The sequence below is a fragment of the Sporomusaceae bacterium genome (genome assembly GCA_031460455.1).
Lineage (GTDB): Bacteria > Bacillota > Negativicutes > Sporomusales > UBA7701 > Anaeroselena.
Window position 1 is genome coordinate 20,872 of record JAVKTQ010000008.1, and the last position, 21,878, is coordinate 42,749.

Annotated in this window: 24 protein-coding genes; 20 read left to right on the forward strand and 4 right to left on the reverse strand. The window is 63.0% G+C overall.

Going from position 1 to position 21,878, the window contains the following annotated elements:
- The first annotated feature begins 38 nt into the window (after positions 1-38).
- From ispD to sigH, 11 genes are all read left to right on the forward strand, one after another.
- A complete protein-coding gene (gene ispD / locus RIN56_12525; protein ID MDR7867635.1) occupies positions 39-1,205 on the forward strand; it encodes a 2-C-methyl-D-erythritol 4-phosphate cytidylyltransferase in 1,167 nt (388 codons plus the stop codon).
- A gap of 84 nt (positions 1,206-1,289) precedes the next feature.
- The gene (locus RIN56_12530; protein ID MDR7867636.1) at positions 1,290-1,562 is read left to right on the forward strand and encodes a hypothetical protein; all 273 of its coding nucleotides are present in this window, start codon (positions 1,290-1,292) and stop codon (positions 1,560-1,562) included.
- Between the two features lie 261 nt (positions 1,563-1,823).
- Positions 1,824-3,284: a glutamate--tRNA ligase gene (gene gltX, locus RIN56_12535; protein MDR7867637.1), complete on the forward strand. Its 1,461-nt coding sequence runs from the start codon at positions 1,824-1,826 to the stop codon at positions 3,282-3,284.
- Positions 3,285-3,653: 369 nt separating this feature from the next.
- Positions 3,654-4,337, forward strand: a complete 684-nt coding sequence (gene cysE / locus RIN56_12540) for a serine O-acetyltransferase (protein MDR7867638.1) — start codon at positions 3,654-3,656, stop codon at positions 4,335-4,337.
- The gene (gene cysS / locus RIN56_12545; protein ID MDR7867639.1) at positions 4,318-5,787 is read left to right on the forward strand and encodes a cysteine--tRNA ligase; all 1,470 of its coding nucleotides are present in this window, start codon (positions 4,318-4,320) and stop codon (positions 5,785-5,787) included. The genes cysE and cysS overlap by 20 nt, the downstream gene beginning before the upstream one ends.
- Positions 5,777-6,274 (forward strand): ribonuclease III domain-containing protein, encoded by a 498-nt coding sequence (locus RIN56_12550; protein MDR7867640.1) that lies wholly within the window; start codon positions 5,777-5,779, stop codon positions 6,272-6,274. The genes cysS and RIN56_12550 overlap by 11 nt, the downstream gene beginning before the upstream one ends.
- Positions 6,271-6,951: an FAD-dependent thymidylate synthase gene (thyX, locus tag RIN56_12555; protein MDR7867641.1), complete on the forward strand. Its 681-nt coding sequence runs from the start codon at positions 6,271-6,273 to the stop codon at positions 6,949-6,951. The genes RIN56_12550 and thyX overlap by 4 nt, the downstream gene beginning before the upstream one ends.
- 660 nt (positions 6,952-7,611) lie before the next feature.
- A complete protein-coding gene (gene rlmB / locus RIN56_12560; GenBank protein ID MDR7867642.1) occupies positions 7,612-8,364 on the forward strand; it encodes a 23S rRNA (guanosine(2251)-2'-O)-methyltransferase RlmB in 753 nt (250 codons plus the stop codon).
- Positions 8,365-8,369: 5 nt separating this feature from the next.
- Positions 8,370-9,737, forward strand: a complete 1,368-nt coding sequence (locus tag RIN56_12565) for a VanW family protein (protein MDR7867643.1) — start codon at positions 8,370-8,372, stop codon at positions 9,735-9,737.
- A gap of 18 nt (positions 9,738-9,755) precedes the next feature.
- On the forward strand, positions 9,756-10,274 hold the full coding sequence (locus RIN56_12570; protein MDR7867644.1) for an NYN domain-containing protein: 519 nt from the start codon (positions 9,756-9,758) through the stop codon (positions 10,272-10,274).
- A gap of 148 nt (positions 10,275-10,422) precedes the next feature.
- Positions 10,423-11,160 (forward strand): RNA polymerase sporulation sigma factor SigH, encoded by a 738-nt coding sequence (gene sigH, locus RIN56_12575; protein MDR7867645.1) that lies wholly within the window; start codon positions 10,423-10,425, stop codon positions 11,158-11,160.
- 57 nt (positions 11,161-11,217) lie between these two features.
- Here the strand turns inward: sigH and RIN56_12580 are convergent, their stop codons facing one another.
- The gene (locus tag RIN56_12580) at positions 11,218-11,574 is read right to left on the reverse strand and encodes a hypothetical protein (GenBank protein ID MDR7867646.1); all 357 of its coding nucleotides are present in this window, start codon (positions 11,572-11,574) and stop codon (positions 11,218-11,220) included.
- A 143-nt stretch (positions 11,575-11,717) separates the two neighbouring features.
- Here RIN56_12580 and RIN56_12585 point away from each other — a divergent pair, with 143 nt between their 5' ends.
- The 7 genes from RIN56_12585 (at position 11,718) to RIN56_12615 (ending at position 16,607) form a co-directional block, all read left to right on the forward strand.
- Positions 11,718-12,035: a hypothetical protein gene (locus tag RIN56_12585; GenBank protein ID MDR7867647.1), complete on the forward strand. Its 318-nt coding sequence runs from the start codon at positions 11,718-11,720 to the stop codon at positions 12,033-12,035.
- Between the two features lie 84 nt (positions 12,036-12,119).
- A complete protein-coding gene (gene brxF, locus RIN56_12590; protein ID MDR7867648.1) occupies positions 12,120-12,584 on the forward strand; it encodes a BREX-3 system P-loop-containing protein BrxF in 465 nt (154 codons plus the stop codon).
- 216 nt (positions 12,585-12,800) lie between these two features.
- On the forward strand, positions 12,801-13,337 hold the full coding sequence (locus RIN56_12595) for a peroxiredoxin (protein MDR7867649.1): 537 nt from the start codon (positions 12,801-12,803) through the stop codon (positions 13,335-13,337).
- 235 nt (positions 13,338-13,572) lie between these two features.
- Complete coding sequence (locus RIN56_12600) at positions 13,573-14,277, forward strand: DUF421 domain-containing protein (protein MDR7867650.1); 705 nt, start codon at positions 13,573-13,575, stop codon at positions 14,275-14,277.
- Between the two features lie 52 nt (positions 14,278-14,329).
- Positions 14,330-14,860 carry an NUDIX domain-containing protein gene (locus tag RIN56_12605; protein MDR7867651.1) on the forward strand — a complete coding sequence of 177 codons (531 nt, stop codon included), beginning with the start codon at positions 14,330-14,332 and terminating at the stop codon, positions 14,858-14,860.
- Positions 14,861-14,899: 39 nt separating this feature from the next.
- Positions 14,900-15,697 (forward strand): undecaprenyl-diphosphate phosphatase, encoded by a 798-nt coding sequence (locus RIN56_12610; protein ID MDR7867652.1) that lies wholly within the window; start codon positions 14,900-14,902, stop codon positions 15,695-15,697.
- 25 nt (positions 15,698-15,722) lie between these two features.
- Positions 15,723-16,607, forward strand: coding sequence for an alpha/beta hydrolase (locus tag RIN56_12615; protein MDR7867653.1), 885 nt, complete (start codon positions 15,723-15,725; stop codon positions 16,605-16,607).
- Between the two features lie 500 nt (positions 16,608-17,107).
- Here RIN56_12615 and RIN56_12620 read toward each other — a convergent pair whose 3' ends face one another.
- Positions 17,108-17,548 (reverse strand): hypothetical protein, encoded by a 441-nt coding sequence (locus RIN56_12620; GenBank protein ID MDR7867654.1) that lies wholly within the window; start codon positions 17,546-17,548, stop codon positions 17,108-17,110.
- 218 nt (positions 17,549-17,766) lie between these two features.
- Here RIN56_12620 and RIN56_12625 point away from each other — a divergent pair, with 218 nt between their 5' ends.
- Positions 17,767-18,021 carry a hypothetical protein gene (locus RIN56_12625; protein ID MDR7867655.1) on the forward strand — a complete coding sequence of 85 codons (255 nt, stop codon included), beginning with the start codon at positions 17,767-17,769 and terminating at the stop codon, positions 18,019-18,021.
- Between the two features lie 214 nt (positions 18,022-18,235).
- Here RIN56_12625 and RIN56_12630 read toward each other — a convergent pair whose 3' ends face one another.
- Positions 18,236-18,976, reverse strand: coding sequence for an MBL fold metallo-hydrolase (locus tag RIN56_12630; protein MDR7867656.1), 741 nt, complete (start codon positions 18,974-18,976; stop codon positions 18,236-18,238).
- Between the two features lie 205 nt (positions 18,977-19,181).
- On the opposite strand from RIN56_12630, the gene RIN56_12635 reads away from it, so the two are divergent.
- Positions 19,182-20,381 (forward strand): metallophosphoesterase, encoded by a 1,200-nt coding sequence (locus RIN56_12635; protein ID MDR7867657.1) that lies wholly within the window; start codon positions 19,182-19,184, stop codon positions 20,379-20,381.
- Between the two features lie 79 nt (positions 20,382-20,460).
- Here the strand turns inward: RIN56_12635 and RIN56_12640 are convergent, their stop codons facing one another.
- Positions 20,461-21,543, reverse strand: a complete 1,083-nt coding sequence (locus RIN56_12640; GenBank protein ID MDR7867658.1) for an HD-GYP domain-containing protein — start codon at positions 21,541-21,543, stop codon at positions 20,461-20,463.
- Positions 21,544-21,878 lie beyond the last annotated feature (335 nt).

Below are 21,878 nucleotides of genomic sequence, written 5' to 3' on the forward strand. Positions count from 1 at the left end.
CGTGCGCTCCCGGAGATACCGGAAGGGGGACGGGACCTGTGGTGACAGCGGTTGTCGCCGCCGCCGGCAGCGGCCGGCGGATGGGAAGGGAAGTCAATAAGGTGTTTCTGCCGCTGGCCGGCCGGCCGATTCTGGCCCGCAGCGTCGCAGCGATAGCGGCCTGCCCGGAGGTGGACAGCCTGGTGGTCGTCGTCGCCCCCGGGGAAGAGGAGCGGGCCGCGGCGATCCTCGCACCGCTGGCGCTCGCCAAACCGTGGCGGGTGGTGACCGGCGGCGCCGAAAGGCAGCATTCGGTCGCCAACGCACTGGCCGCCGTGCCCGAGGGCGCCGACCTCATCCTCATCCACGACGGCGCCCGGCCGCTCGTCGACGACGCCACCGTCGCCGCCGCCGTCGCCGCGGCCCGCGAGCACGGGGCGGCCGGCGTCGCGGTGCCTGTCAAGGATACGATCAAGACGGTCGACGAGGGCGGCTGTATCGCCGCCACCCCCGACCGCCGCACCCTGTGGGCCATCCAGACCCCGCAGGTCTTTGCCGCATCGCTGCTGCGCGAAGCATACGCAGCGGCGGCCGCCGCCGGCGTGCTGGCCACTGACGACGCCGCGCTGGTGGAGCGGCTGGGCCACAAAGTCAGGATCGTGCCCGGCAGCTACCGCAACCTCAAGATTACGACCCCGGAAGATATGATCATGGCGCAGGCGCTGTTAGAAAGCGAGGCGGAGAAAATGCGGCGAATCGGCATCGGCTACGACGTGCACCGCCTGGTGGCGGGCCGCCCCCTCATCATCGGCGGCGTGGAAATCCCCTGGGAGAAGGGCCTCGAAGGTCATTCGGACGCCGACGTTCTCCTCCACGCCATCAAGGACGCCCTGCTCGGGGCGGCGGCGCTGGGCGATATCGGCCGCCATTTCCCCGACACCGACCCGGCGTATAAGGGCGCCTCCAGCCTCAGGCTGCTGGCCGTCGTGGGCGAAAAGCTGGCCGCCGCGGGCTGGCGGGCCGCCAATATCGACGCCGTCGTCATCGCCGAAAAGCCCAAACTCGCCCCGCATATCGCGGCCATGAACGCCAACATCGCCGCCGCGCTCGGCATCGCCGCCGGCCAGGTCAACGTCAAGGCCACCACCACCGAGGGGCTGGGCTTCGCCGGCCGCCGCGAGGGCATCGCCGCCCAGGCGGTCGCCGCGATCGAGCCGGTCGGGTAAGGACGGCATAAATACGGAGATTTGGCGCATACTATGCACAATCCTCGGCTCACGCGCATATTACGGATAGCGGGGGTGTGAAGTATGGCCAGGATATTATGCGTTTTGCTGCTGGTATTTGCGCTGCTCGCGCCGGCTACGGCCAGCGCCGCGGAGTTCAATTTGGGCGTCGCCGTCAACCGCCAGGACGACGGCACCACAACCGGCGAACTGTGGTACAACGACCGGGTGGTGTGGCGCCTCAGGATCGCGAGCGACGGCGCCCAGCCGGTGACCGGCCCCGCCGGGACGAGGACGACGGTGGTGGTGCCGGATATGGAGGGCGGGCTGTTCCTGCTCAAAGTCTACAACCAGTAACTTTGCAGGCCGTTGATAGACCCCATCTGCGGCGTTGGTCCTCAGAGCGCTTGCTAGCGTACCGCCCGAGTACGCGTCGCGGCGCGCTCTTCCGGTCCGCCTGGCATCTGGGGCCTCTGAACGGCCTGGCACATTCCGGGGATGGCACTTGCCAGGTCAAGTGCTATTTTGTTTTTGCCAACTTCGGTTTGCTTATTGTCCTGATATGGATTAAAATACTAAAAGAAACGACAGACTCGCGGCATTAGGAGGCAATATACTATGGACAAGCAACTCAGGGTGCGGTTCGCCCCCAGCCCGACCGGCCCCTTCCATATCGGCGGGGCCCGCTCCGCCCTGTTCAACTGGCTGCTGGCCCGCAAGGAGGGCGGCAAGTTCATCCTGCGCATCGAGGACACTGACCTGGAGCGGTCGACCCGCGAATCGGAGGAAAATATCAAGGACGCGCTGCGCTGGCTCGGCATCGACTGGGACGAGGGCGTGGACGTGGGCGGCCCCTACGGCCCCTACCGCCAGACCGAGCGGCTCGGCATCTACCGCGAATACACCGATAAGCTGCTGGCTGCCGGCCACGCCTACCACTGTTACTGCAGCGAGGAAGAACTCGAAGCCGAGCGGCAGGCGCTGACCGCCAAGGGCGAGACGCCCCGCTACCTCGGCCGCTGCCGGTCGCTGACCGACGCCGACCGGGCGAGGTTCGCCGCCGAAGGCCGCAAGGCCACCGTGCGCTTCAAGGTGCCGGAAAGCAGGCAGATAATCTTCACCGATCTTGTCCGCGAAACCGTCAGCTTCGAGTCGAGCGGCATCGGCGACTTCGTCATCGTCAAATCGGACGGCATCCCGGTCTACAACTACGCCGTCGTGCTCGACGACGCCCTTATGCACGTCACCCATGTCATCCGCGCCGAAGAGCACCTCTCCAACACCCCGCGCCAGATACTCATCTACCAGGCCCTCGGGCTGCCTTTGCCCGAGTTTGGCCATATCTCGCTCATCCTTGGCAAGGACCGCAGCAAGATGAGCAAACGCCACGGCGCCACCTCGGTGGAGCAGTACAAGAGCCTTGGCTACCTCTCCGGGGCGCTTGTCAACTTCCTCGCCCTGCTCGGCTGGGCGCCGGAAGGCGAAGAGGAAATCTTCAACCGCGAGGAGCTTATTGAGAAGTTTTCGCTCGACCGGGTGGCCAAGAACCCGGCCGTCTTTGACGTCGACAAGCTCAACTGGCTCAACGCCCACTATCTCCGTCAGGCCGGCCCGTCTGTCATCGCCGAGCTCGCCCTGCCTCACCTCGAAGCGGCCGGCTACATCTCCCTGCCGCTGGCTGAAGAACGGCGGGCATGGCTGGAGCAGGCGGTGGCCGTCGTCCAGGAGCATATCAGCTATGCCGCTCAGGCCGTCGAGCACCTCGCCGTCTTCTTCAAGGACGAAGTCACTCTCGAAAGCGACGAAGCGCGCGATATCCTCCGCGACGCCGATATCCCGCAGGTCATGGCCGCCTTCCGCGAGCGGCTGACCGCCCTGCCGGCCGTGGACGACGCCGCGGTGAAGGGTGTGCTCAAGGGGATTGTCAAGGATTTCAAGCTGGGCGGCAACAAGGTCTACATGCCTGTCCGCGTTGCCCTTACCGGCCAGGCCCACGGCCCCGATCTCATCCGCCTGATCGTGCTGCTCGGCAGGGAGAGGGTGCTGGCGCGGATGGAGAAGACGCTCGCCGCTGTATAGGGGCGGTTGTCTAAAAAGTCCATCTGCGGCGTTGACAACAACGCTTGTCTCCCTCTATAATGTGAGTATAAGTTAAATACAACAAAACCTATCACAATACTAGGAAATGCGAAGATCGGGAGAAGTAGGCGCACACCACCCGGCAGAGAGGTACCGTCACAGGCTGCGAGCGGTACCGGGAGCGGCGCGACCGAAATGCCCCCGTGAGCAGGACGGCGGAAAGACAGTATGCCGTCCCGGCCGCCGCCGTTACCGGAGCGAGAGGGGCGCGTCCGCGCCCGAAGCAGAGTGGAACCACGGAACCACCGTCTCTGAGAGACGGTGGTTTTTTGCATCCCATGCAATCCTGAAGCAAGAGAGGGGAACAATATGTTCGCACGCCTGAAAAAGGATATCCAGGCCGTTTTCGACCGCGATCCGGCCGCCAAGAGCGCGCTCGAGGTCGTCCTCTGCTACCCCGGCCTCCACGCCATCTGGGCTCACCGCCTCGCCCACCGCCTTTTCGTGCGCGGCTGGGTGGTGCTGCCGCGCTTCATCTCCAATTTCGCCCGCTTCCTCACCGGCATCGAGATCCACCCCGGCGCGAAGATCGGCGAGGGGCTGTTCATCGACCACGGTATGGGGGTGGTCATCGGCGAGACGGCCGAGGTCGGCAATAACGTCACCCTCTACCAGGGGGTGACCCTCGGCGGCACCGGCAAGGAGAAGGGCAAGCGCCACCCCACCATCGGCGACAACGTCGTCGTCGCCACCGGCGCCAAGGTGCTCGGCTCGTTCACCGTCGGCGCGAATTCCAAGATCGGCGCAGGTTCGGTGGTGCTGAGCGCCGTGCCGCCCAATTCGACTGTCGTCGGCATCCCCGGCAAGGTGGTCGTCAAGGACGGCTGCAAGGTATTGTCGGACGCGGCGGCGAATATAGACCTAAATCACGACAACCTCCCCGATCCCGAGGGCGAAATGCTGCTCTGCCTCCACCGGCACCTGGCCAGGCTGGAGCAGCGGGTGGTCCAGTTAGAAGAGGAGCTGAAGAACCGTGACCCTGAGAGTGTATAACAGCCTGACCAAGAAGAAAGAGGAATTCGTTCCGGTGGAGCCGGGCAAGGTAAAGATGTACGTCTGCGGCGTGACGCCCTACAACCACCCCCACATCGGCAACGCCCGCCCCTTCGTCACCTGGGACGTCATCCGCCGCTACCTGGAGCACAAGGATTACGCCGTCTACCATATCCAGAACTTCACCGACGTGGACGACAAGATCATCAACGCCGCCAACGCCGAAGGCGTCACCTGGGACGTCATCGCCGACCGCTATATAAAGGCCTACTTCGAGGTCATGGATAAGCTCAACATCCGCCGCGCCCACCTCTACCCGACCGTATCGGGCCACATGGCCGAGATAACCGCCATGATCGAAAAGCTCATCGCCGACGGCTACGCGTATGCCGTCGACGGCGACGTCTACTACAGCGTCGAGAAGTTCGCCGACTACGGCAAGCTGTCCGGCCGCAGCCTCGACGATATGAAGGCCGGGGCGCGGGTGGACGTCGACGAGCGCAAGACCCACCCGATGGACTTCGCCCTGTGGAAGAGCGCCAAGCCCGGCGAGCCCTCGTGGCCCAGCCCGTGGGGCCTCGGCCGCCCCGGCTGGCACATCGAATGCTCGGCGATGTCGGCCAAGTATCTTGGCCACGGCTTCGACTTCCACGGCGGCGGCAGCGACCTCGTCTTCCCCCACCACGAAAATGAGATCGCCCAGTCCGAGGCCTACGCCGGCGGCGGCCCCTTCGTCCGCTACTGGCTGCACAACGGCTTCATCACCGTCAACGAGGAGAAAATGTCCAAGTCGCTCGGCAACTTCTTCCTCGTCAAAGACATTCTCGCCCACTACCCGCCCGAGGTGCTGCGCTTCTTCATCCTCTCCACCCACTACCGCAGCCCGCTCAATTTCAGCGACGAGCAGCTGGCCGAGGCCGGGCGGGGGCTGGAGCGGCTGCGCGCCGCGGTCGACAATATGAAGTACCTGGCCGGCACCACCGTCGCCCGCGGGGCGAGCGACGCCTCCCAGGCGCTGCTGGCGGCGGCCGCCCAGGCCCGCGCCGATTTCGACGCCGCCATGGACGACGACTTCAACACCGCGCTGGCCATCAGCGTCCTCCACGGCCTGGCCAAGGAGATCAACATCTACTACAGCGCCGTAATGGCAGGGAAAGCGCCTGTGGCCGGCGAAGCAATAGCCTCAGTGCAGGCCGCCTATTACGAACTGGCCGATATCCTCGGCCTGCTGGTGGCAGAGCGGATGGGCTCCCCCGACGTGGTCGGCGCGGCGCCTGTCCAGGATACCACAGCCCCCGCCCTTCTCGACCTTATCGTCGAGATCCGCCAGGAAGCCCGCGCCAAAAAAGACTGGGCGACCGCCGACCGCATCCGCGACCGGCTGGGCGAGCTGGGCTACGTCATCGAGGATTCTCCCCAGGGAGCAAGGTGGAAAAAACGTGAAGTTTGACCAGTTTGAGCTGCTGGCCGCCAGGACGTTCGGCGACCTGGACGTCGACGGCGTCCCCCAGGCCCGCTTCGCCGCCGCCGACGCCAGAGCCCTTCACCCGCTGGTGCTCGCCTATATCGGCGACGCCTACTTCAACCTCTATGTGCGCACAAGGCTGCTGGCTTTCGAGCAGAGCCGCGTGCGGGTGTTGCACGGCCACGGGGCGAGGATGGTGTCGGCGACGCTGCAGGCCCATGCGCTCAGGGCGCTGGAGGGCGGCCTGAGCGAGGACGAGCTGGCTGTGGTGAAGCGCGGCCGCAATGCCAAGTCGACGGTGCCCAAGAGCGCCTCGGTGGGCGATTACCGCGCCAGCACCGGATTCGAAGCCCTGCTCGGGTACCTGTATCTGAGCGGCGACGAGGCCCGGCTGACGGCGCTCGCCGGCGACGCATTTGTCGTTATTTCCCGGAAATTATCGAATCCGGACGGAAGTGGGGAAGAGAAATGAAGGTCAAACTTATCTGCCATACCCCCGACCCCGAACGCACGGTGGCCATGTCGGCCCGCCTCTGCTATTCGGCGGTCGGCGCCGAGCAGCTTGTCGAAAAAATGTCGCCCGAGCAGGTGGCCAAGCTGGTCGACAAGATCGTCGAAATGGGGCATCTGTCCACCTTCGAGCACGCCAGCTTCACCTTTGCCGTTGAAGGTGTGTCGCGGGTGCTTACCCACCAACTCGTCCGCCACCGTATAGCATCGTATTCCCAGCAGTCGCAGCGCTACGTCAAGGAGCACGACTTCGAGTACATAGTGCCGCCGTCGGTGGCGGCCAACCCGCAGGCGGCGGCCAAGTTCGCCGCCGTCATGGGCCAGATCCGCGTCGCCTACGACGAACTCGCCGCCCTCGGCGTCCATCAGGAGGACGCCCGCTATGTTCTCGCCAACGCCACCGAGACCAAGATCGTCGTCACCATGAACGCCCGCTCGCTACTGCATTTCTTCGAGCTGCGCTGTTGCACGCGCGCCCAGTGGGAGATCCGCCGCCTGGCGGAAGCGATGCTGGCCGAGGTGCGCAAAGTGGCGCCGCATCTGTTTTCGAAGGCGGGGCCGACGTGTGTCACGAGGAGCGTTTGCGAAGAGGGCGATCTCAGCTGCGGGAGACTGGCGGCGATGCAGAAAAAAGGCTAACCGGGGATACCCCCGGTTTCTTTGTAGGCAGGCTTGGTTTCAGTCGCCTTTGCATGGCTTAGGCGACCCCGACATTGGGTACCCCACGCGCTGCGGGCGGCGGACTTACTAAGCTCGTCGCCGACTCCGCCGCGCCACCGCCAAACGAACGTCCGTGTTCGTTGTCGGTTCTCGCCGCCGTCCATGGCGGCTCGCGCGGTGTCGTTTCGGCTCTCTCGCCAAGTAGCGGCCGCCGTCCTCGCTAATGTGGGTTACCCAATGCCGGGGACGCCGGAGGCGGCGGAGGACGCAGGCGTAGGCGACGTTGCGGAAAAGCAGACACACGACGCTTCAGCGGCGATGTGGTCGCTTTGTTACGCGCCGTTGGCGCAGCAGGCCGGTAAGTGCGCAAGTTCTTGGCGCTTCAGCGCCTAGAACTGCGGCCTGCCCCTTGCGGGTACACGAACGTACGCCCGTCCATGGACGGACGGGCGAGGAGCCATCTGTCACGGATGACAGTTGGCGACGGTACGGCTGTGTCGGCGCAAGCCTTACGACGCGTTCGGCCGGAGCTCCGGCGCACAGCCTGTGTTCTCCGCGGGAGTTATGCAGGTAGTTGGACCAAAACACTCATAAACACCCGCCGTTCGGGCAAATAATAAAAGGCCGCCTTATCGCGGCATGGGGGTCAGAGGAATGAGCGAAGAATTCGTCGCCGGGCGCAACAGCGTCCTCGAGGCGCTGAAGAGCGGCCGGCCGGTCAACAAGGTGCTGGTGGCCAAAGGCGAGCGGCAGGGCTCGCTGCGGGAGATAATCGGCCAGGCCAAGGCCAGGGGATTGGTCGTCCAGGAGGTCGACGCCGCCAAGCTGGCGGAGCTGAGTGGCGGCATGCGCCACCAGGGAGTCGTCGCCATGGTGCCGCCGGTGGCCTACGCCGAGGTCGAGGATATCCTCGCCAAGGCCCACGAGCTGGGAGAACCGCCCTTCATCGTGCTGCTCGACGAGCTGGAGGACCCCCACAACCTCGGCGCCATCCTCCGCACCTGCGACGCCGCCGGCGCCCACGGCGTCCTCATCCCCAAACGACGCAGCGCCCCTCTCTCGGCGACCGTCGCCAAGACTTCGGCCGGAGCGGTCGAGTATGTGCCGGTCGCCAGGATCGGCAATGTCGTCCAGGCCATCGAGGCCCTCAAGAAGGAGGGCCTGTGGGTGGTGGGGGCCGATATGGACGGCGATCGGCCGTACTACAAGGCCGACCTCAAAGGGCCGATCCTGCTGGTTGTGGGTGGCGAAGGCCGCGGCCTCAGCCGGCTGGCCAAGGAGACGTGCGATTTCCTCGTGCGCATCCCGATGAAGGGCCAGATCACGTCGCTGAACGCGTCGGTGGCGTGCTCGTTGTTATTGTACGAAGTCTATAAACAAAGGGAGTCATGAACTGAGTGATACGGAAATCCCGGCTGGTCGCAGCAACCGCCATCATCGTCCTCGCCCTGGCCGCCGCGCTCGCTCGCCCGCTCGCCGGCGGCGGGGTCTATGAGGGCGTGGCTGTGGAAGGCGTGGCCGTCGGCGGCCTTGGCCGGGAGGAACTCAGGCAGCTTCTGGCGGCGTGGCGGCAGGAATACCATGGCCGCCACATCGTCGTTTATTACGGCGACACCGCCTTCAAGCTCGACGCCGCCAGCATCGACTATGACCTCGATATCGAGGCGACTGCCGATGAGGCATGGACGTACGGCCGCCGCGGTTCGTGGCCGGACCGGCTGAAAAATATCGGCGCCGCCCGCCGGGAAGGCTATCGCATCCCGGCAAGGGTCAGGTATAATGAGAATAAACTGTCCGCCCTGCTCGATTCGTGGCGGGAGGCCATCGACCGGCCGCCGCGCAACGCCGCCATCAGCCTCGAAGAAGGCGGCATCGTGCCCCAGGAGCTGGGGCGCAGGCTCGATGTGGCGACGGTGAAGCCGCTCGTCCTCAAGGCGCTGCACGCCGGCGATCCCGCCAACCTGCCGCTGCCGGTGACGCCGCTTTATCCCGACGTTACCGTGGCCGACCTGCGCCAGACGGGCATCAGGGAACTGTGGTCTTCTTTCACGACCGCCTTCGACCCCGCCGACGCCAACCGCACCGCCAACATCCGCCTGTCGGCGCGCCGCATCAACGGCCACATCGTCTATCCGGGGCAGGTCTTCTCCTTCAACCAGGTAGTGGGGCCGCGGGACCGGGAACACGGCTTCAAGGAGGCGCTGGAGATCGTGGACGGGGAATTCGTCCCCGGCATCGGCGGCGGCGTGTGCCAGTTGTCTTCCACCCTTTACAACGCCGTCCTGCTCGCCAATCTGACCGTCGTCGAGCGGACCAACCACTCCAAGCCGCTCGGCTATGTCGGCCTCGGCCGCGACGCCACCGTCGTGTTCGGGGCGCTCGACTTCAAGTTCGTCAACGACACCGGCGCGCCGGTCGTCATTATGGCCGAAACGGCCAAGAACAAGCTTACCGTGGGCGTCGTCGGCCGCGAGCCGCTGGCGGTGGCGGTGGAGCTGCTGTCCGCCGACCGCCAGGTCATCCCGCCGGCGGTGGTCAAAAAGCAGGACCCTGGGCTCTATCTGGGCGAGACCAAGGTGGACAAGCAGGGCAAGCCCGGCTACGAGATTACCACCCTGCGGGTGGTGTCGGCCAGCGGCCGGGAGCTCAGGCGGGAGGTGCTGGCCAAGGACCGCTACCAGCCGGAGAACACCATCGTCAAGGTGGGCACGAGGCTGCCGCCGTTCGCCCAGGAAAAGGTTGACCCGGTCCAGGATAAAAAGTAACGCGCGGAGGAAACTGATTTGGCGGACATCATGCTGGTCGACGGCTACAACGTGCTGGGCGCCTGGCCGGAGCTCGCGGCGGTGAAAGAGGACAACCTCGAACACGCCCGGACGAAATTAATGGACATTCTTGCGGGCTATGGCGCATATAAAGACTATAGAGTTGTCATCGTATTCGATGCCCATGCCGTATCCGGGGATTCCCGGGCCGAGACGCTGCCCGGCGGCCTGGAGGTGGTCTTCACCGCCGAAGGGGAGACGGCCGACAGCTATATCGAGCGGCTTACCTACCAACTGACCCACGCCGGCCAGGGGGTTTATGTCGTCACCTCCGACCGGGACCAGCAGTTTGCCGTCCTCGGGTCGGGGGCGTGGCGGATATCGGCCCGCGAGCTGCGCCTGAGCGTGCTGGCCGCCGAAAAGGAGGTCCGCGAGGGGTATACCGAGGCCGATCAGCTGCGCCGGAGACAGGAACTCGGCGGGCGGGTCGGCGAGGAGGTCAGGAAGCGTCTCGACGCGCTGCGCCGCGGCCTGTGAGGGCCCGCGACCCCAATAATAGCTTGACTAAGTGGCGGGTGTGGGTTATAATTTGGTTTGAAAGTGGCATGTACAATCGATTGTGGCACTAAGTTATTTAGTGCGTTTTCTTTTTACGGCCGGCAAGATGAAGAGTGGGGGCGATATGATGCGGGCTAGTACCCAACGCGATCTGTACGGTTGTTTCGAAAACATGACAGATGAAGAAATCGTAATCGACGCAAAAGACAACGACAACACGGTCGCACTGGAGTATTTGATCAACAAGTACCGCAATTTCGTCCGGGCCAAGGCCAGATCATACTTCCTCATCGGCGCCGACCGCGAGGACATAATCCAGGAAGGGATGATCGGTCTCTACAAGGCCATCAGGGATTTCCGCAACGACAAACTTTCCTCGTTCCGCGCCTTTGCCGAACTGTGTGTAACCCGCCAGATAATTACCGCCATAAAGACCGCCACCCGGCAGAAACACATCCCGCTCAACTCTTACGTTTCCCTCAACAAACCGATATACGACGAGGACTCCGACCGCACCCTGCTTGACGTTCTTTCCGGGTCGAAGATTTCCGATCCCGAGGAACTGGTCATCAGCCGCGAGGAATTTGTCGACATCGAGGAGAAGATGGGGGAGATCCTCAGCGACCTAGAGTGGAAAGTGCTCATGTCCTATCTCGACGGCAAGTCCTACCAGGAGATCGCCGTCGAGCTCGACCGGCACGTCAAGTCGATCGACAACGCTCTGCAGCGCGTCAAGCGCAAACTGGAACGCTACCTCGACAACCGCGCCGACGACAGCGAAGTCGGCAGCATGTACAAGGGGCTGGCCAACCTGAACAAGGACCTGCAGGGCGATCTGGACGACCTGGATGTTATCGACGACTAATGCAAAAAAAACGACACCAGACGGTGTCGTTTTTTTCAACCTGGGGCTTGTCTGTTGTCAGTCTTCCTTGGTTTCGCAGCCGCCGTCTTTCTTCTGGCCGTACTCGCTGATGTAATCGCGCAGGTGGGCGGGCGAACCGGAGTAGCCATGCCAGAAGTCGTCGCCTTCCACCACAACCCAGCTCTCATTGGGGCGGATGGCGGCCTCGCAGTCATCGTCGGCGCTGAATTGCTTGATTACCAACACAGGGGTGTTCTGGTAGGTGATAACAAGACCCTTGGCGGCCAGCAGGTTGATAAGGTAATCGTACGGGCTTTCGGTGCCGAGCCAGAAGCACTTGCCGCACATATACTCGCCGTTTTTGAAATAGACGTCGCGGACGGCCCGCCCGCAGCCGCAGGTGAATTTTTGCATCGGGTTCGCTCCCTTCGGTCAAAATATGGCCAAATTGATTATAACACACTTGTCGGCGCGCCGGCCTACAAACAGGCGTCGTCCATATAGGAGATTGTTATTGCCGTCACATACATCGTTTATGATAACGGGAGGAACAGGCGATGGAATTCATCATCAATACGCCTAAAGGGGACCCGGCCGCCGTGGCCGAAATAACGCCGGAGGTCATCGCCAATCAGCGGGTCGGCTCGCGGGTCGAGTTCAAGGCCCCGCACGACCTGACGGTCGTATTTGCAGGCGGCGCCTGCATCGTCGACGATATCGACCTCATCGTCTATATTGTGCCCGACGAGTTCTTCTGTTATCGGGGCGACAGCTTTGTCCTCAAGTTCGTGATGGAGTGCCGGAACGTGCGCATCGATCACCGGCCGCAGCCCGGCGGCGTCAACGCGCAGGCGATCATCTCCGCCGCGCCGTAGTTTTTTGTCAATCCGGGCAGGATTTTGCCACACATTGCCGAATATGACTAGTGCAAATTTCGCGGGGCGGGAGGGGACTGTACCATGCCGGTAGCAATACAGATGGTAGTAGACTACGTCCAGGAACTGAAGGATTCGCAGGAACGCCTCGTGCTTATCGTCGGCCGTCCGGGAAGCGGCAAGAGCAAGATCATGCGCGAGCTCGGGCTCAACCGTGGCTGGCGTTATGTCGATTGCCGCGAGCTGATCACAGACGAATTGCTGGAGCTTGTACCCAAGGCGCGGCCGCGGGAGGCTCCCCATATCATGGACAAGATGCTGGAGCGCGAACGCGCGGACGTTATTTTGCTCGACAACGTCCAGGTGCTCTTCACCCCTATCCTGAACCTCGATCCCCTGGAGCTGCTGCGGCAGCTCGGCAAGAAGCGCACCATCGTGGCGGCGTGGCCGGGCGATTACGCCGACAGCCGGTTGGGGTACATGGAAGCGGGACTGCCTGAGCCCAAACGCTACCCGGCGACCGAGTTGAAGGTCATCGAGATAGGCTGACAGACTCTGGCATTTGCCCTGACAAAAGCATACAAAATATCTGTCGGAAATTCTGACGTCATATCTGACATTCGACGCCGGTTGTTCATAGAGCAACCGGCGTATATTTTTTCGCTCCTGGCGAAAATTATTTTCATGCGCGGGAGGAATTTTTCAGTGCGCGCATAATATAATAAATATCAAATAATAATAATTATTAATTGAGGAGGAATACATATGTCCGCCAAAGTAGGCCAGAAAGCTCCCGATTTCGCCATGCCGACGACCAAGAACCTCGAGGCGCTCGACCATGTCGCCAAGTTGGCCGATTTTCAGGGGAAGTGGCTGGTATTGTTTTTTTATCCGCTTGATTTTACGTTCGTCTGCCCGACCGAGATCCGCGGCTTCAATTCCCGGCTCGCCGAGTTCCGCGCCACGGGGGCGGAGATTCTGGGGGTGAGCGTGGACAGCGTTTACAGCCACCGGGCGTGGGTGAAAAGTTCGCCGGCCGATGGCGGCCTGGGCGGCCTGGATTACCCGCTGGCGTCCGATATCACGAAAGACGTCGCCCGCCGCTACGGGGTGCTGGTGGAGGAGGAGGGCATCGCGCTGCGCGGCCTGTTTATCATCGACCCCGAAGGGATACTGCGTTATGCGGTGGTGAGCGATCTGAACGTCGGCCGCAGCGTGGACGAGACGCTGAGGGTGCTGCAGGCGCTGCAGAGCGGGGGGATGTGCCCCCTCGACTGGCACCCCGGCGACAGGACTTTGTAGCAAAAACTGTGCGGCCGTTGATAAGCCCCCATCTGCTGTGTTGTTCTGTCGGGCGCTTGCTTGCGTACGTTCCGAGTACGCGGCGCGCCGCACCCGACAGAGCCGCCTTGCATCTGGGGGCTTCTGAACGGCCGCGGCAAAGAATACGAAAGATCGGGGGACGCGGTAGCGTCCTCTTTGTGTTTGTCATAACCCATCGGCGGGCGGTTACACTAGCGATATGGGAGGTGCGCATGTGGGTGAACTGGGCTCGATCGCTTTCACCGTCCTCGCGACGATGGCGGTGCTTGTCGCCGTTTTGCTGGTGGCCGGCAAACGGCAGATGGCCGACCTTACGCCGGTGGATTTCGCGCTGTCGATTACCGCCGGGACGGTGGCCGGGGCCAGCATCGCCGATCCCCGCATCAGCCTGGGGCACGCGCTGGTCGCTCTGGTGCTGCTTGGCGCGATCCAGGTGGCGGTCAGTTGGCTGAGCCTGAAGTACCGGGGGGTGTATACACGTCTTAATTCTGCGCCGGCGGTGGTGGTGGAGAACGGGCAGATAATCAAGGCTAACCTGCGGGGGGCGAGATTGACGGCCGAGATGCTGCTGCAGCTGCTGCGCGAGAAGGATGTTTTCGATATTACCGAGGTGGAGCTGGCGGTGCTGGAGCCGACCGGCAGGCTGAGCGTGCTGAAGAAGGCGGAGTATCTGCCGGTGACCGCCAGCCGGCTGGGGCAGAAGGTGTCGCCCAACCGGGTGCTGGTGCCGGTGGTGCTGGAGGGGGAGCTGCAGGAGGAGACGCTGGCGAGGCTGGGGTTTTCCGCCGGGCAGATCGCCGATTTTCGCGGCAGCTACGGCGCGCGGCTGGAGGATGTGTTCATCGCTCTGATGGACAGGGACGGGCAGATGCACGTCATCCGCGAGGATGTGACGGAAAGCGGCTCTTTCCTGCACTGAGCGGAGGAGTTAGGGGCGCGGGCGGCGAAGGGGAGGGGAGAGGTGACTTATTTTGACAAAAAAGCAGCGGTTCGCTTTCTGCCCGAAGTGCGGCGGGGCTCTCGCCCTGCGGCCGCGCCGGGAACGGGAGCGGCTGACGTGTTCGGCCTGCGGCTATGTTATGTACGAAAATCCGGTCGTCGGCGTGGCGGCGATCGTGCTGGACGACGAGAACAGGATACTGCTCGGCCGCCGGGCGGGGTGGTCGACCTATCCGGGGCTGTGGTGCATACCGTGCGGGTATGTGGAATATGATGAGGATGTGTATGCGGCGATAAAACGCGAATTTTGCGAGGAGACGGGGCTGGCCATCGAGGTGGACGGGGTGTTCACGGTGCTGTCGAACTGGCACAATCCCGCGGCGCATACGGTGGGCGTCTGGTTCGACGCCAGCGTGACGGGCGGCCGGTTGGAGGCGGGGGACGACCTCGACGCGGTGGCGTATTTTCCGCTGGACGCGCCGCCGACGCTGGCTTTTCCGACGGACGCGACGGTGCTCGCTATGCTGAAACGCCGCTTGCATTCGGCCGACGGTGGTATATAATGTATATTAGTGTGTCAAAGTAGCGGGAGGAAATAAGCGTTGAACGAGTATGTAATTGCAATTATCATCGGCATCGTGGAGGGGCTGACCGAGTTTTTGCCCATTTCGTCGACCGGGCATATGATCCTGGCGGGGTCGCTGCTGGGCTACGAGGGGGAGAAGGCGAGCGTCTTCATGGTATTTATCCAGCTGGGGGCCATTTTGTCGGTATTCATCCTGTACCGCGACAAGTTCCTGCGGATGATGGATCTCAGGCGCATCACGAGCACCGACGGCCTGTCGGCCTGGCATGTGGCCGCCGGCATCGTGCCGGTGATGGGGGTGGGCTTCCTGCTCCATAAGCTTATAAAGGCGTATCTGTTTTCCAATTTCACGGTGATCATCGGGCTGGTGGCCGGGGCGGTCGTGATGCTGGCGGCCGAGAAGGTTGCTAAGCGGCCGGTGACCCGCGATGTCGAGGATATGACGATCAGACAGGCTTTTTTCGTGGGCCTTTTTCAGATATTGTCGCTGTGGCCGGGCTTTTCCCGCTCCGGCTCGACGATCGCCGGCGGCCTGTTGTTCGGCATGAGCCGCACGGCGGCGGCCGAGTTTTCGTTCATTATCGCGGTGCCGCTGATGCTGGTGGCCTGCATGTACGACCTGCTGAAGATACTGGACAAGCTTAACGGCGACGATCTGGCGATGATCGCCGTCGGCTTCGTGGTGGCTTTTATTGTCGCTTATATTTCGATCGTGTGGTTCCTGCGCTTCCTGAACAAGTCGACGCTGGCGTCGTTCGCCTATTACCGTTTCGTGCTTGCGGCGGTGTCGTATTGGTATTTCTTTATGCGCTGAGCGGCCTGGCCCGGAGGATTTAACGATGGCAATCGATATGGTTAAAATCGCCGAGGCGGCGATCGCGGCGAGAGGTTATACGGGAAGCAGGGCGCCCCGTTCCCGAAACGCCTTGGCGGGCGGCGCGGCGGAGCATATTGTGCGCACCGGCGCGGGCGATACGCGCGTGCTCGTGTACAGGCCGGCGGGACAAGTCCGCGGGCCTTTGCCCGTTTTCGTGAGTTTTCACGGCGGCGGGTTCGTGATGGGCAGCGCGGACGATGACGATGGGTGGTGCCGCAGGATAGCGGATGCGGCGGGGTGCGCGGTCGTTAATGTGGACTACCGGCTGGCGCCGGAGCACAGGTTCCCGGTGGCGCTGGAGGAGTGCTACGATGTGGCGAAGTGGGTATGCGCGGACGCGGACGGGCTGGGCGTCGACCCCGGCCGGCTGGCTGTCGGCGGCCACAGCGCGGGGGGGAACCTGGCGGCGGGGCTGTGCCTGCTGGCGAAAGCGAGACGCGAGTTTTCCGTTGTGTATCAGGTGCTGGATTATCCGCCCCTCGATCTGACGGTCGACCCGTACGCGGCGGTGACCGGCGACAAGCTGATGACGCCGGCGACGCGGGCGTTTTTCACCGCCTGCTATGTGAGTGCGCCGCAGGATGTGCATAATCCGCTGCTTTCGCCGCTGCTGGCCGACGATCTTTCCGGGCTGCCGGCGGCGCTGGTGATCACGGCGGAGCACGACCCGCTGCGCAGCGACGGGGAGCGGTACGCGGCGCGCCTTAAAGACGCGGGGGTGGAGGTCACGTACCGGATGTTTCCCGGCTGTATGCACGCTTTTACCCATTTCGGCCCTGAGGAGGCGGCGCTGGAAGCCTGGCGGCTGATCGAGGACAAGCTCCGCGCGGCGTTCGCGAAGGAATAAGCTATGTAAAAGAGACCGTCTGAAGTTGATGCTTCCAGACGGTCTCTTTGGCGTTTGTAACAAGCCGGGCGGGCGAAAGCCGCATCGCCGCTCGCGTGTCTCCGGTTGAACGCGCTGTACGCCTTGCGCCGACTCAGCCGTACCGGCGCCAAACGGGCGTCCATGCCCGTTGTCGCCTCGCCCGGCCGTCCATGGCCGGGCGTACGGTTTCGTTAACGGCTTGCTTCGTCTACAGCGCGTATCAACCTGCGCCAATGCTCGCTTGCGATGCAGCTTTCGCTTCCGGCGCTCCCCGGATTCCCGGATTGCCGGGATTGGCTAGAAGGCCCCAGACGCAAGGCGCACCGCAGGCTGACACCACCGTTTCCTCCGCGACAATGTTTAGATGCGTTGTTTGCACAGGATCGGTTTAACAGCATCGCGCGTACACGAACGTACGCTGAGGATGGCAGCCGAGGAGCAACGCAGCAGATGGGGCTTTATCGCCAATCCCCTAGTAATTACTCTACAGTTACCCGGAGGTCGACGGCGCGGTCGGTCTTGTCGGTATCCGGTATAATCTGCAACTCGCCTTGGCCGGCTTTGACGGCGGTGAAGACGACGCGGCCGTCCTGGCCGGTTTCCTGTTTCATGATGTCGCCGATGAAGTATTTGCCGGCGGATTTGAAGCGGGTGTTTTTGGTGAGGCCGGCGGCGGGCTGGAGGATGAGTTTCTCGCCGACTTTGAGGACGAGGTCGTTGGCGGAGAGCTGGACTTTATCGGTGTCGTTGTAGTTGTAAACGACCTTGACTTCCCCGGCGCCGGTCGAGGGGCCGGAAGGCGCGGACGGGGCGGAGGGGGAGCCGGTTTGGGTGAGGTTTACGCAGCCCCCGAGAAGCAGAGCTCCCGATAGCAGAAGTACGGCGAGGAAGCTGGCTGATTTTGTGCGCATGGTGTTCATCGAGACCTCCTTGTCATTATTTATTAGTTGCCACGTACTATTAAACGGCGCCGGCGGGGAAAGGTAACGCCGGGACGGGGGAGAAGGGACTGGGAAAATACGGCGGCGTGGCGATATCCGAGGGAGGGCGGGGGAGGAAAAAGGCGGTTATCGACGAAAGTCTTGTTTGATTGGCATTTTGGGGGACAATATATCATAATCAAAGGGGGATAACGGAAATGCAGCAGGAGATTTTCGCCGACGGCATCAGCGCCATCCATATAACCGGGAATCTTGTCCGCATCGATCTGATGACGGTGCAGCCTCACCTGACGAGTGGCGACGGCCAGCCGGTCATCGATGTCAGCCGCAGGATAATAATGCCGCTGGAGGGCTTCGTGCAGGCGCTGTCGATTCAGGAGGATATCGTCAATCAGCTGATGGCGGCGGGGGTGATCACCAGGACGCCGCCGGAAGAGATGGGCGCGATGTAGCGCCATACGGGCATACAGCATGAGAAAGGCTGCTCCGGATAACGGAGCAGCCTTTGTGTGTTTTCGGGACGGAAAACCTATTTTGGGTTGAATTATGCCAAACCAAGGTTGCCGAGAAGGTCCCAGATGCAAGGCGCACCGGAAAAGCGCGCCGCGCCGCGTACTCGGATGTACGCAAGCAAGCGCTTTGAGGAGCAACGCCGCAGATGGGGCCTTATCGGCAACCGATGAGGGCGGCGATGCGGGAGTGTGCGTCTGGCCCATACGCGCCGCCATGGTAGCAGAGGACGGTGTCGATGTCGTAGGCGGCAAGTTTTTTGAGGGAGGCGAGGGCGGCCGGCATGTCGGGGGTGTGTTCGGGGGCGGGGCCGACAAGGGCACCGTCGATGACGCGGAGCTGGTCGCCGGCGATGAGCAGGCGGCGGGATTTGATATATAGGCAGATGTTGCCGGGGGTGTGGCCGGGGGCGTGGACGACTTCGAGGCCGCCGTGCCAGGGGAGGAGTTCGCTGTCTTCAAGGGCGCGGCCAACCGGGGCGTGGGGAAGGGCGGCGAAGGTGGCGGCGGCACTGGGGCGCATATCCGGGGGGAGGGCGGCGATGCGGGCGGCGATTTTTTCGGGGGTGAGTTTGTAGTCGGGGAGGGCGCCTTCGATGTAGGGTTTTTCGAGGCGGTGGGCGCAGACGAGGATGCCGGGGCCGGCGGCGAGGAGGTCGGGGAGGGCGCCGGTGTGGTCCCAGTCCTGGTGGGTGAGGATGACGCGGCGGAGCTGGGGGAAGGGGACGCCGGCGCGTTCGATGGCCTGGCGGAGGCGGGGGAAGAGGCCGGGGTAGCCGGTGTCGACGAGGGTGGCGCCGTCAGTATCGTCACGGATGAGGACAGGGTGGATGGTGCTGGTGCTGCCGAAGACGTCGGCGTCGATGGCGAGGGCCTGGATGTCGACGGTGTTTGCCATGGGGCGCGGGACGTTGTCCCGCCGTCACCTCCCGGTGTGGTTTTGTCAGGATAATTATACCACGCGCAAAGCGGGTTATTCGAGTGGGGGCGGCTGATTGCCGGCGGCGGAACGGGGAAGATTATGGCGGGGGACGGACAGGAGGTATCGGGGCCGCGGGCGTCAAAATGTGTATTATAAGTCTGATTAGGTTACGGAGGTATTGATGCGTTTTCTGTTCGCCATTTATTCGCTGCTGGCGTTGACGGTCTTTCTGAGTTGGCTCAATTACCGGCTGCTGGCGCGGCTGTTTATCTTCTGGCGCGGCCGCATGGTGCGGTATGTTTATCTGCTGCTGACGGCGGCCGCGGCGCTGGTGCTGGTGTTCGGCTGGCCGCACCGCCCCTGGTCGGCCGACCCGGCGCAGCAGTATCTGATTTTTCTTATCTACGGCGCGTTGGTGTGGTTGGCCGGGCAGCTGGTGCTCATCGCTCTGCAGCCGCTGTTTTTCGTCATCGACCGCTGGGGCGGGGGGCGAAGGAAGGGGCAGGAGTCCGGACCGGCGGGGCCGGGGATGACGCGCCGCGCTTTTTTGCGGGGCGCGCTGGCGGCGGCGCCGCTGGCGGCGTTCGTGCCGGGGGCGCAGGGTATCTACAGTGCCCAGGTGGAGCTGGCGGTCGTCCGCCACGAGCTGAAGATGCCCGATCTGCCGCCCGGCCTCGACGGCTTCAGGATCGGCCAGGTGAGCGATACGCATGTGGGGCAGTATTTCAGCCTGGAGAGGCTGGATGAGGTGTGCGCGCGCCTGCTGGGCGAGCGGCCCGATCTGGTGGTGATGACAGGCGATTTTGCCGACGATCTGCGGCAGATCGGCCCGGCGGTGGAAAGGCTGACCGCGCTGGCGCAGAGTGTGCCCCACGGGGTGTATTTCTGCTGGGGCAATCACGAGTATTTCCGCGATCCCGGCCTGATCGAGGCGACGCTGCGGGCGGGAGGGATAAAGATCCTCAAGAACGCCGCGGCGGAGATCGTGCCGGGCGAGCGGCCGCTTTATCTGCTGGGGGTGGATTATCCGCCGGCCGAGAGCGCCCGCCGCAGTATGAATATCCCGGCAGAGCGCCGGCGGGAGTGTTTCGCGGCCGCTAACCGGGGCGTCCCGGCCGGGGCGGTCCGGGTGTTGATCGCTCACCATCCCGATTTTATCATCGACGGGTTTGCCGGGAAGGTGCCGCTGACGCTGGCCGGACATTCCCACGGCGGGCAGGTGGTGATCGGCGGCAAGCCGCTGGTGTCGTTGCATAAGTATGTGCGCGGCCTGTACCGCGAGGACGGGCTGTGGGGGTATGTGTCGAGCGGCGCGGGGCACTGGTTCCCCTTCCGGCTGGGGTGCCCGCCGGAGGTCAGCGTGTTTGCGCTGCGGGCATGAGGTGCGCGTGGAGGATAATATGTAAGAAAACCCGCCGGAGGGCGGGTTTTTGGTTTGGGGGTATTATCGGCAACCTGGGCTATTGGCGGAATTTGAGGACTTCGACGATGGTCGTCCTGTTGCTCAGGTGCAGGTCGGCGATGAGGCCGTTGTTGGTGGCGACGACGGGTTTGCAGGACATGTAGTGGGCAAGCTGGAGCACTTCGGCCTGGGCGCCGTCGCTTAGCAGGACGGTGGAGCCCATCAGGCTGTAGATGACGTTGCGGATGAAGGTTTGGCTGAGCTCGCGCTCTAGGTGGATGAACATGAGGTCCTGGAGGGTTTCGAGCGCCTGGAAGGGGGTGACGCTTTTCTGGTAGGCTTTGTCGGTGGTGAGGGCGTCGTAGGTGTCGGCGATGGCGACGATTTTGGCGTAGGGGTGGATGCGGTCGCCGCGCAGCTGGCCGGGATAGCCTTCGCCGCTTTCGCGCTCGTGGTGGTGCCAGACGGCGTATTGCACGTCGGGGGTGATGCCGGGGATGCTTTTGGTCATGTAGTAGCCGTATTCGGGATGGAGGATGACGGTTTTCCGCTCTTCGGCGTTGAGTTTCCCAGGTTTGTTGAGGATGGACAGGGGGATCTGCGATTTGCCGATATCGTGCATGACGCCGCAGAGGATGAGGCTTTTTATCTCTTCCTCGGGCAGGCCGTTCCACATGGCCAGCAGCCCGGAGAGGAGGCCGACGTCGACGGCGTGCATGAAGGTGTAGTCGGTGTAGGATTTGAGCCGGTAGAGGTTGCCGAGGATGCCTTTGTTGCGCAGCAGGTTGTAGAGGTTGACGGTGGCGAGCTGGCGGAGTTCCTGGAAGGGCACGGTCTGTTGTTCGCGCATGAGGTGGAAGAGTTTGCCCGCGGTGGTTATCGCTTTGCCGTACTGCTCGAAGAAGGCGGGGTTTTCCTTGACGAATTCGGCGCTGAGGTTGGCGATGGATCTGGCGCCGTCTTCGTAGCTCGGCTCCTGGTTGACCCGTACGCTGCGAACGTGCCAGGCGGCGAGGCGGCGGATGATGTTGCTGGTGAGGACGGTGTTTTCCTGCAGGATGACCTGTTTGTCGGCGCATACGCTTTCCGCTACCGTCATTCCGGGTTTGAGGGCGTTTGTCGGTAATAGGATGGTTGCCATCGCGTCTGATTCCCCCCCGCGCTTTATAACGATCAGTATAGATGTTATCGCGGCCGGGCGGGGTGGGGCTGAGGGCGGGTTTGCCTGCGGCCGTCCAAGCGGTGTATGATTGTATAGTAAGATTATAGCAAAAATATGAAAGTTTTTCTGCAACTTTCGACAATTACTGTGTCGGCAGAGCGGGCGGCAAGGGGCGGTGCCGCCACCGCGGAAAAGCGCGGCAGGATGGGGGTGGCCCCGGGGGGCGGATAACGCGATAAAAATACACGATTTACCACTTGCGCGGCCGAGGGAGGTATGATAAACTTATATCTCGTCAGGTGGAACGAGCCCAA

Coding starts and splice junctions, on each gene's coding strand:
- RIN56_12530 (MDR7867636.1), top strand. CDS start 1,290: ATGGCCAGGATATTATGCGTTTTGCTGCTGGTATTTGCGCTGCTCGCG.
- gltX (MDR7867637.1), top strand. CDS start 1,824: ATGGACAAGCAACTCAGGGTGCGGTTCGCCCCCAGCCCGACCGGCCCC.
- cysE (MDR7867638.1), top strand. CDS start 3,654: ATGTTCGCACGCCTGAAAAAGGATATCCAGGCCGTTTTCGACCGCGAT.
- thyX (MDR7867641.1), top strand. CDS start 6,271: ATGAAGGTCAAACTTATCTGCCATACCCCCGACCCCGAACGCACGGTG.
- rlmB (MDR7867642.1), top strand. CDS start 7,612: ATGGGGGTCAGAGGAATGAGCGAAGAATTCGTCGCCGGGCGCAACAGC.
- sigH (MDR7867645.1), top strand. CDS start 10,423: ATGCGGGCTAGTACCCAACGCGATCTGTACGGTTGTTTCGAAAACATG.
- RIN56_12580 (MDR7867646.1), bottom strand. CDS start 11,574: ATGCAAAAATTCACCTGCGGCTGCGGGCGGGCCGTCCGCGACGTCTAT.
- RIN56_12585 (MDR7867647.1), top strand. CDS start 11,718: ATGGAATTCATCATCAATACGCCTAAAGGGGACCCGGCCGCCGTGGCC.
- brxF (MDR7867648.1), top strand. CDS start 12,120: ATGCCGGTAGCAATACAGATGGTAGTAGACTACGTCCAGGAACTGAAG.
- RIN56_12595 (MDR7867649.1), top strand. CDS start 12,801: ATGTCCGCCAAAGTAGGCCAGAAAGCTCCCGATTTCGCCATGCCGACG.
- RIN56_12615 (MDR7867653.1), top strand. CDS start 15,723: ATGGCAATCGATATGGTTAAAATCGCCGAGGCGGCGATCGCGGCGAGA.
- RIN56_12620 (MDR7867654.1), bottom strand. CDS start 17,548: ATGAACACCATGCGCACAAAATCAGCCAGCTTCCTCGCCGTACTTCTG.
- RIN56_12625 (MDR7867655.1), top strand. CDS start 17,767: ATGCAGCAGGAGATTTTCGCCGACGGCATCAGCGCCATCCATATAACC.
- RIN56_12630 (MDR7867656.1), bottom strand. CDS start 18,976: ATGGCAAACACCGTCGACATCCAGGCCCTCGCCATCGACGCCGACGTC.
- RIN56_12635 (MDR7867657.1), top strand. CDS start 19,182: ATGCGTTTTCTGTTCGCCATTTATTCGCTGCTGGCGTTGACGGTCTTT.
- RIN56_12640 (MDR7867658.1), bottom strand. CDS start 21,543: ATGGCAACCATCCTATTACCGACAAACGCCCTCAAACCCGGAATGACG.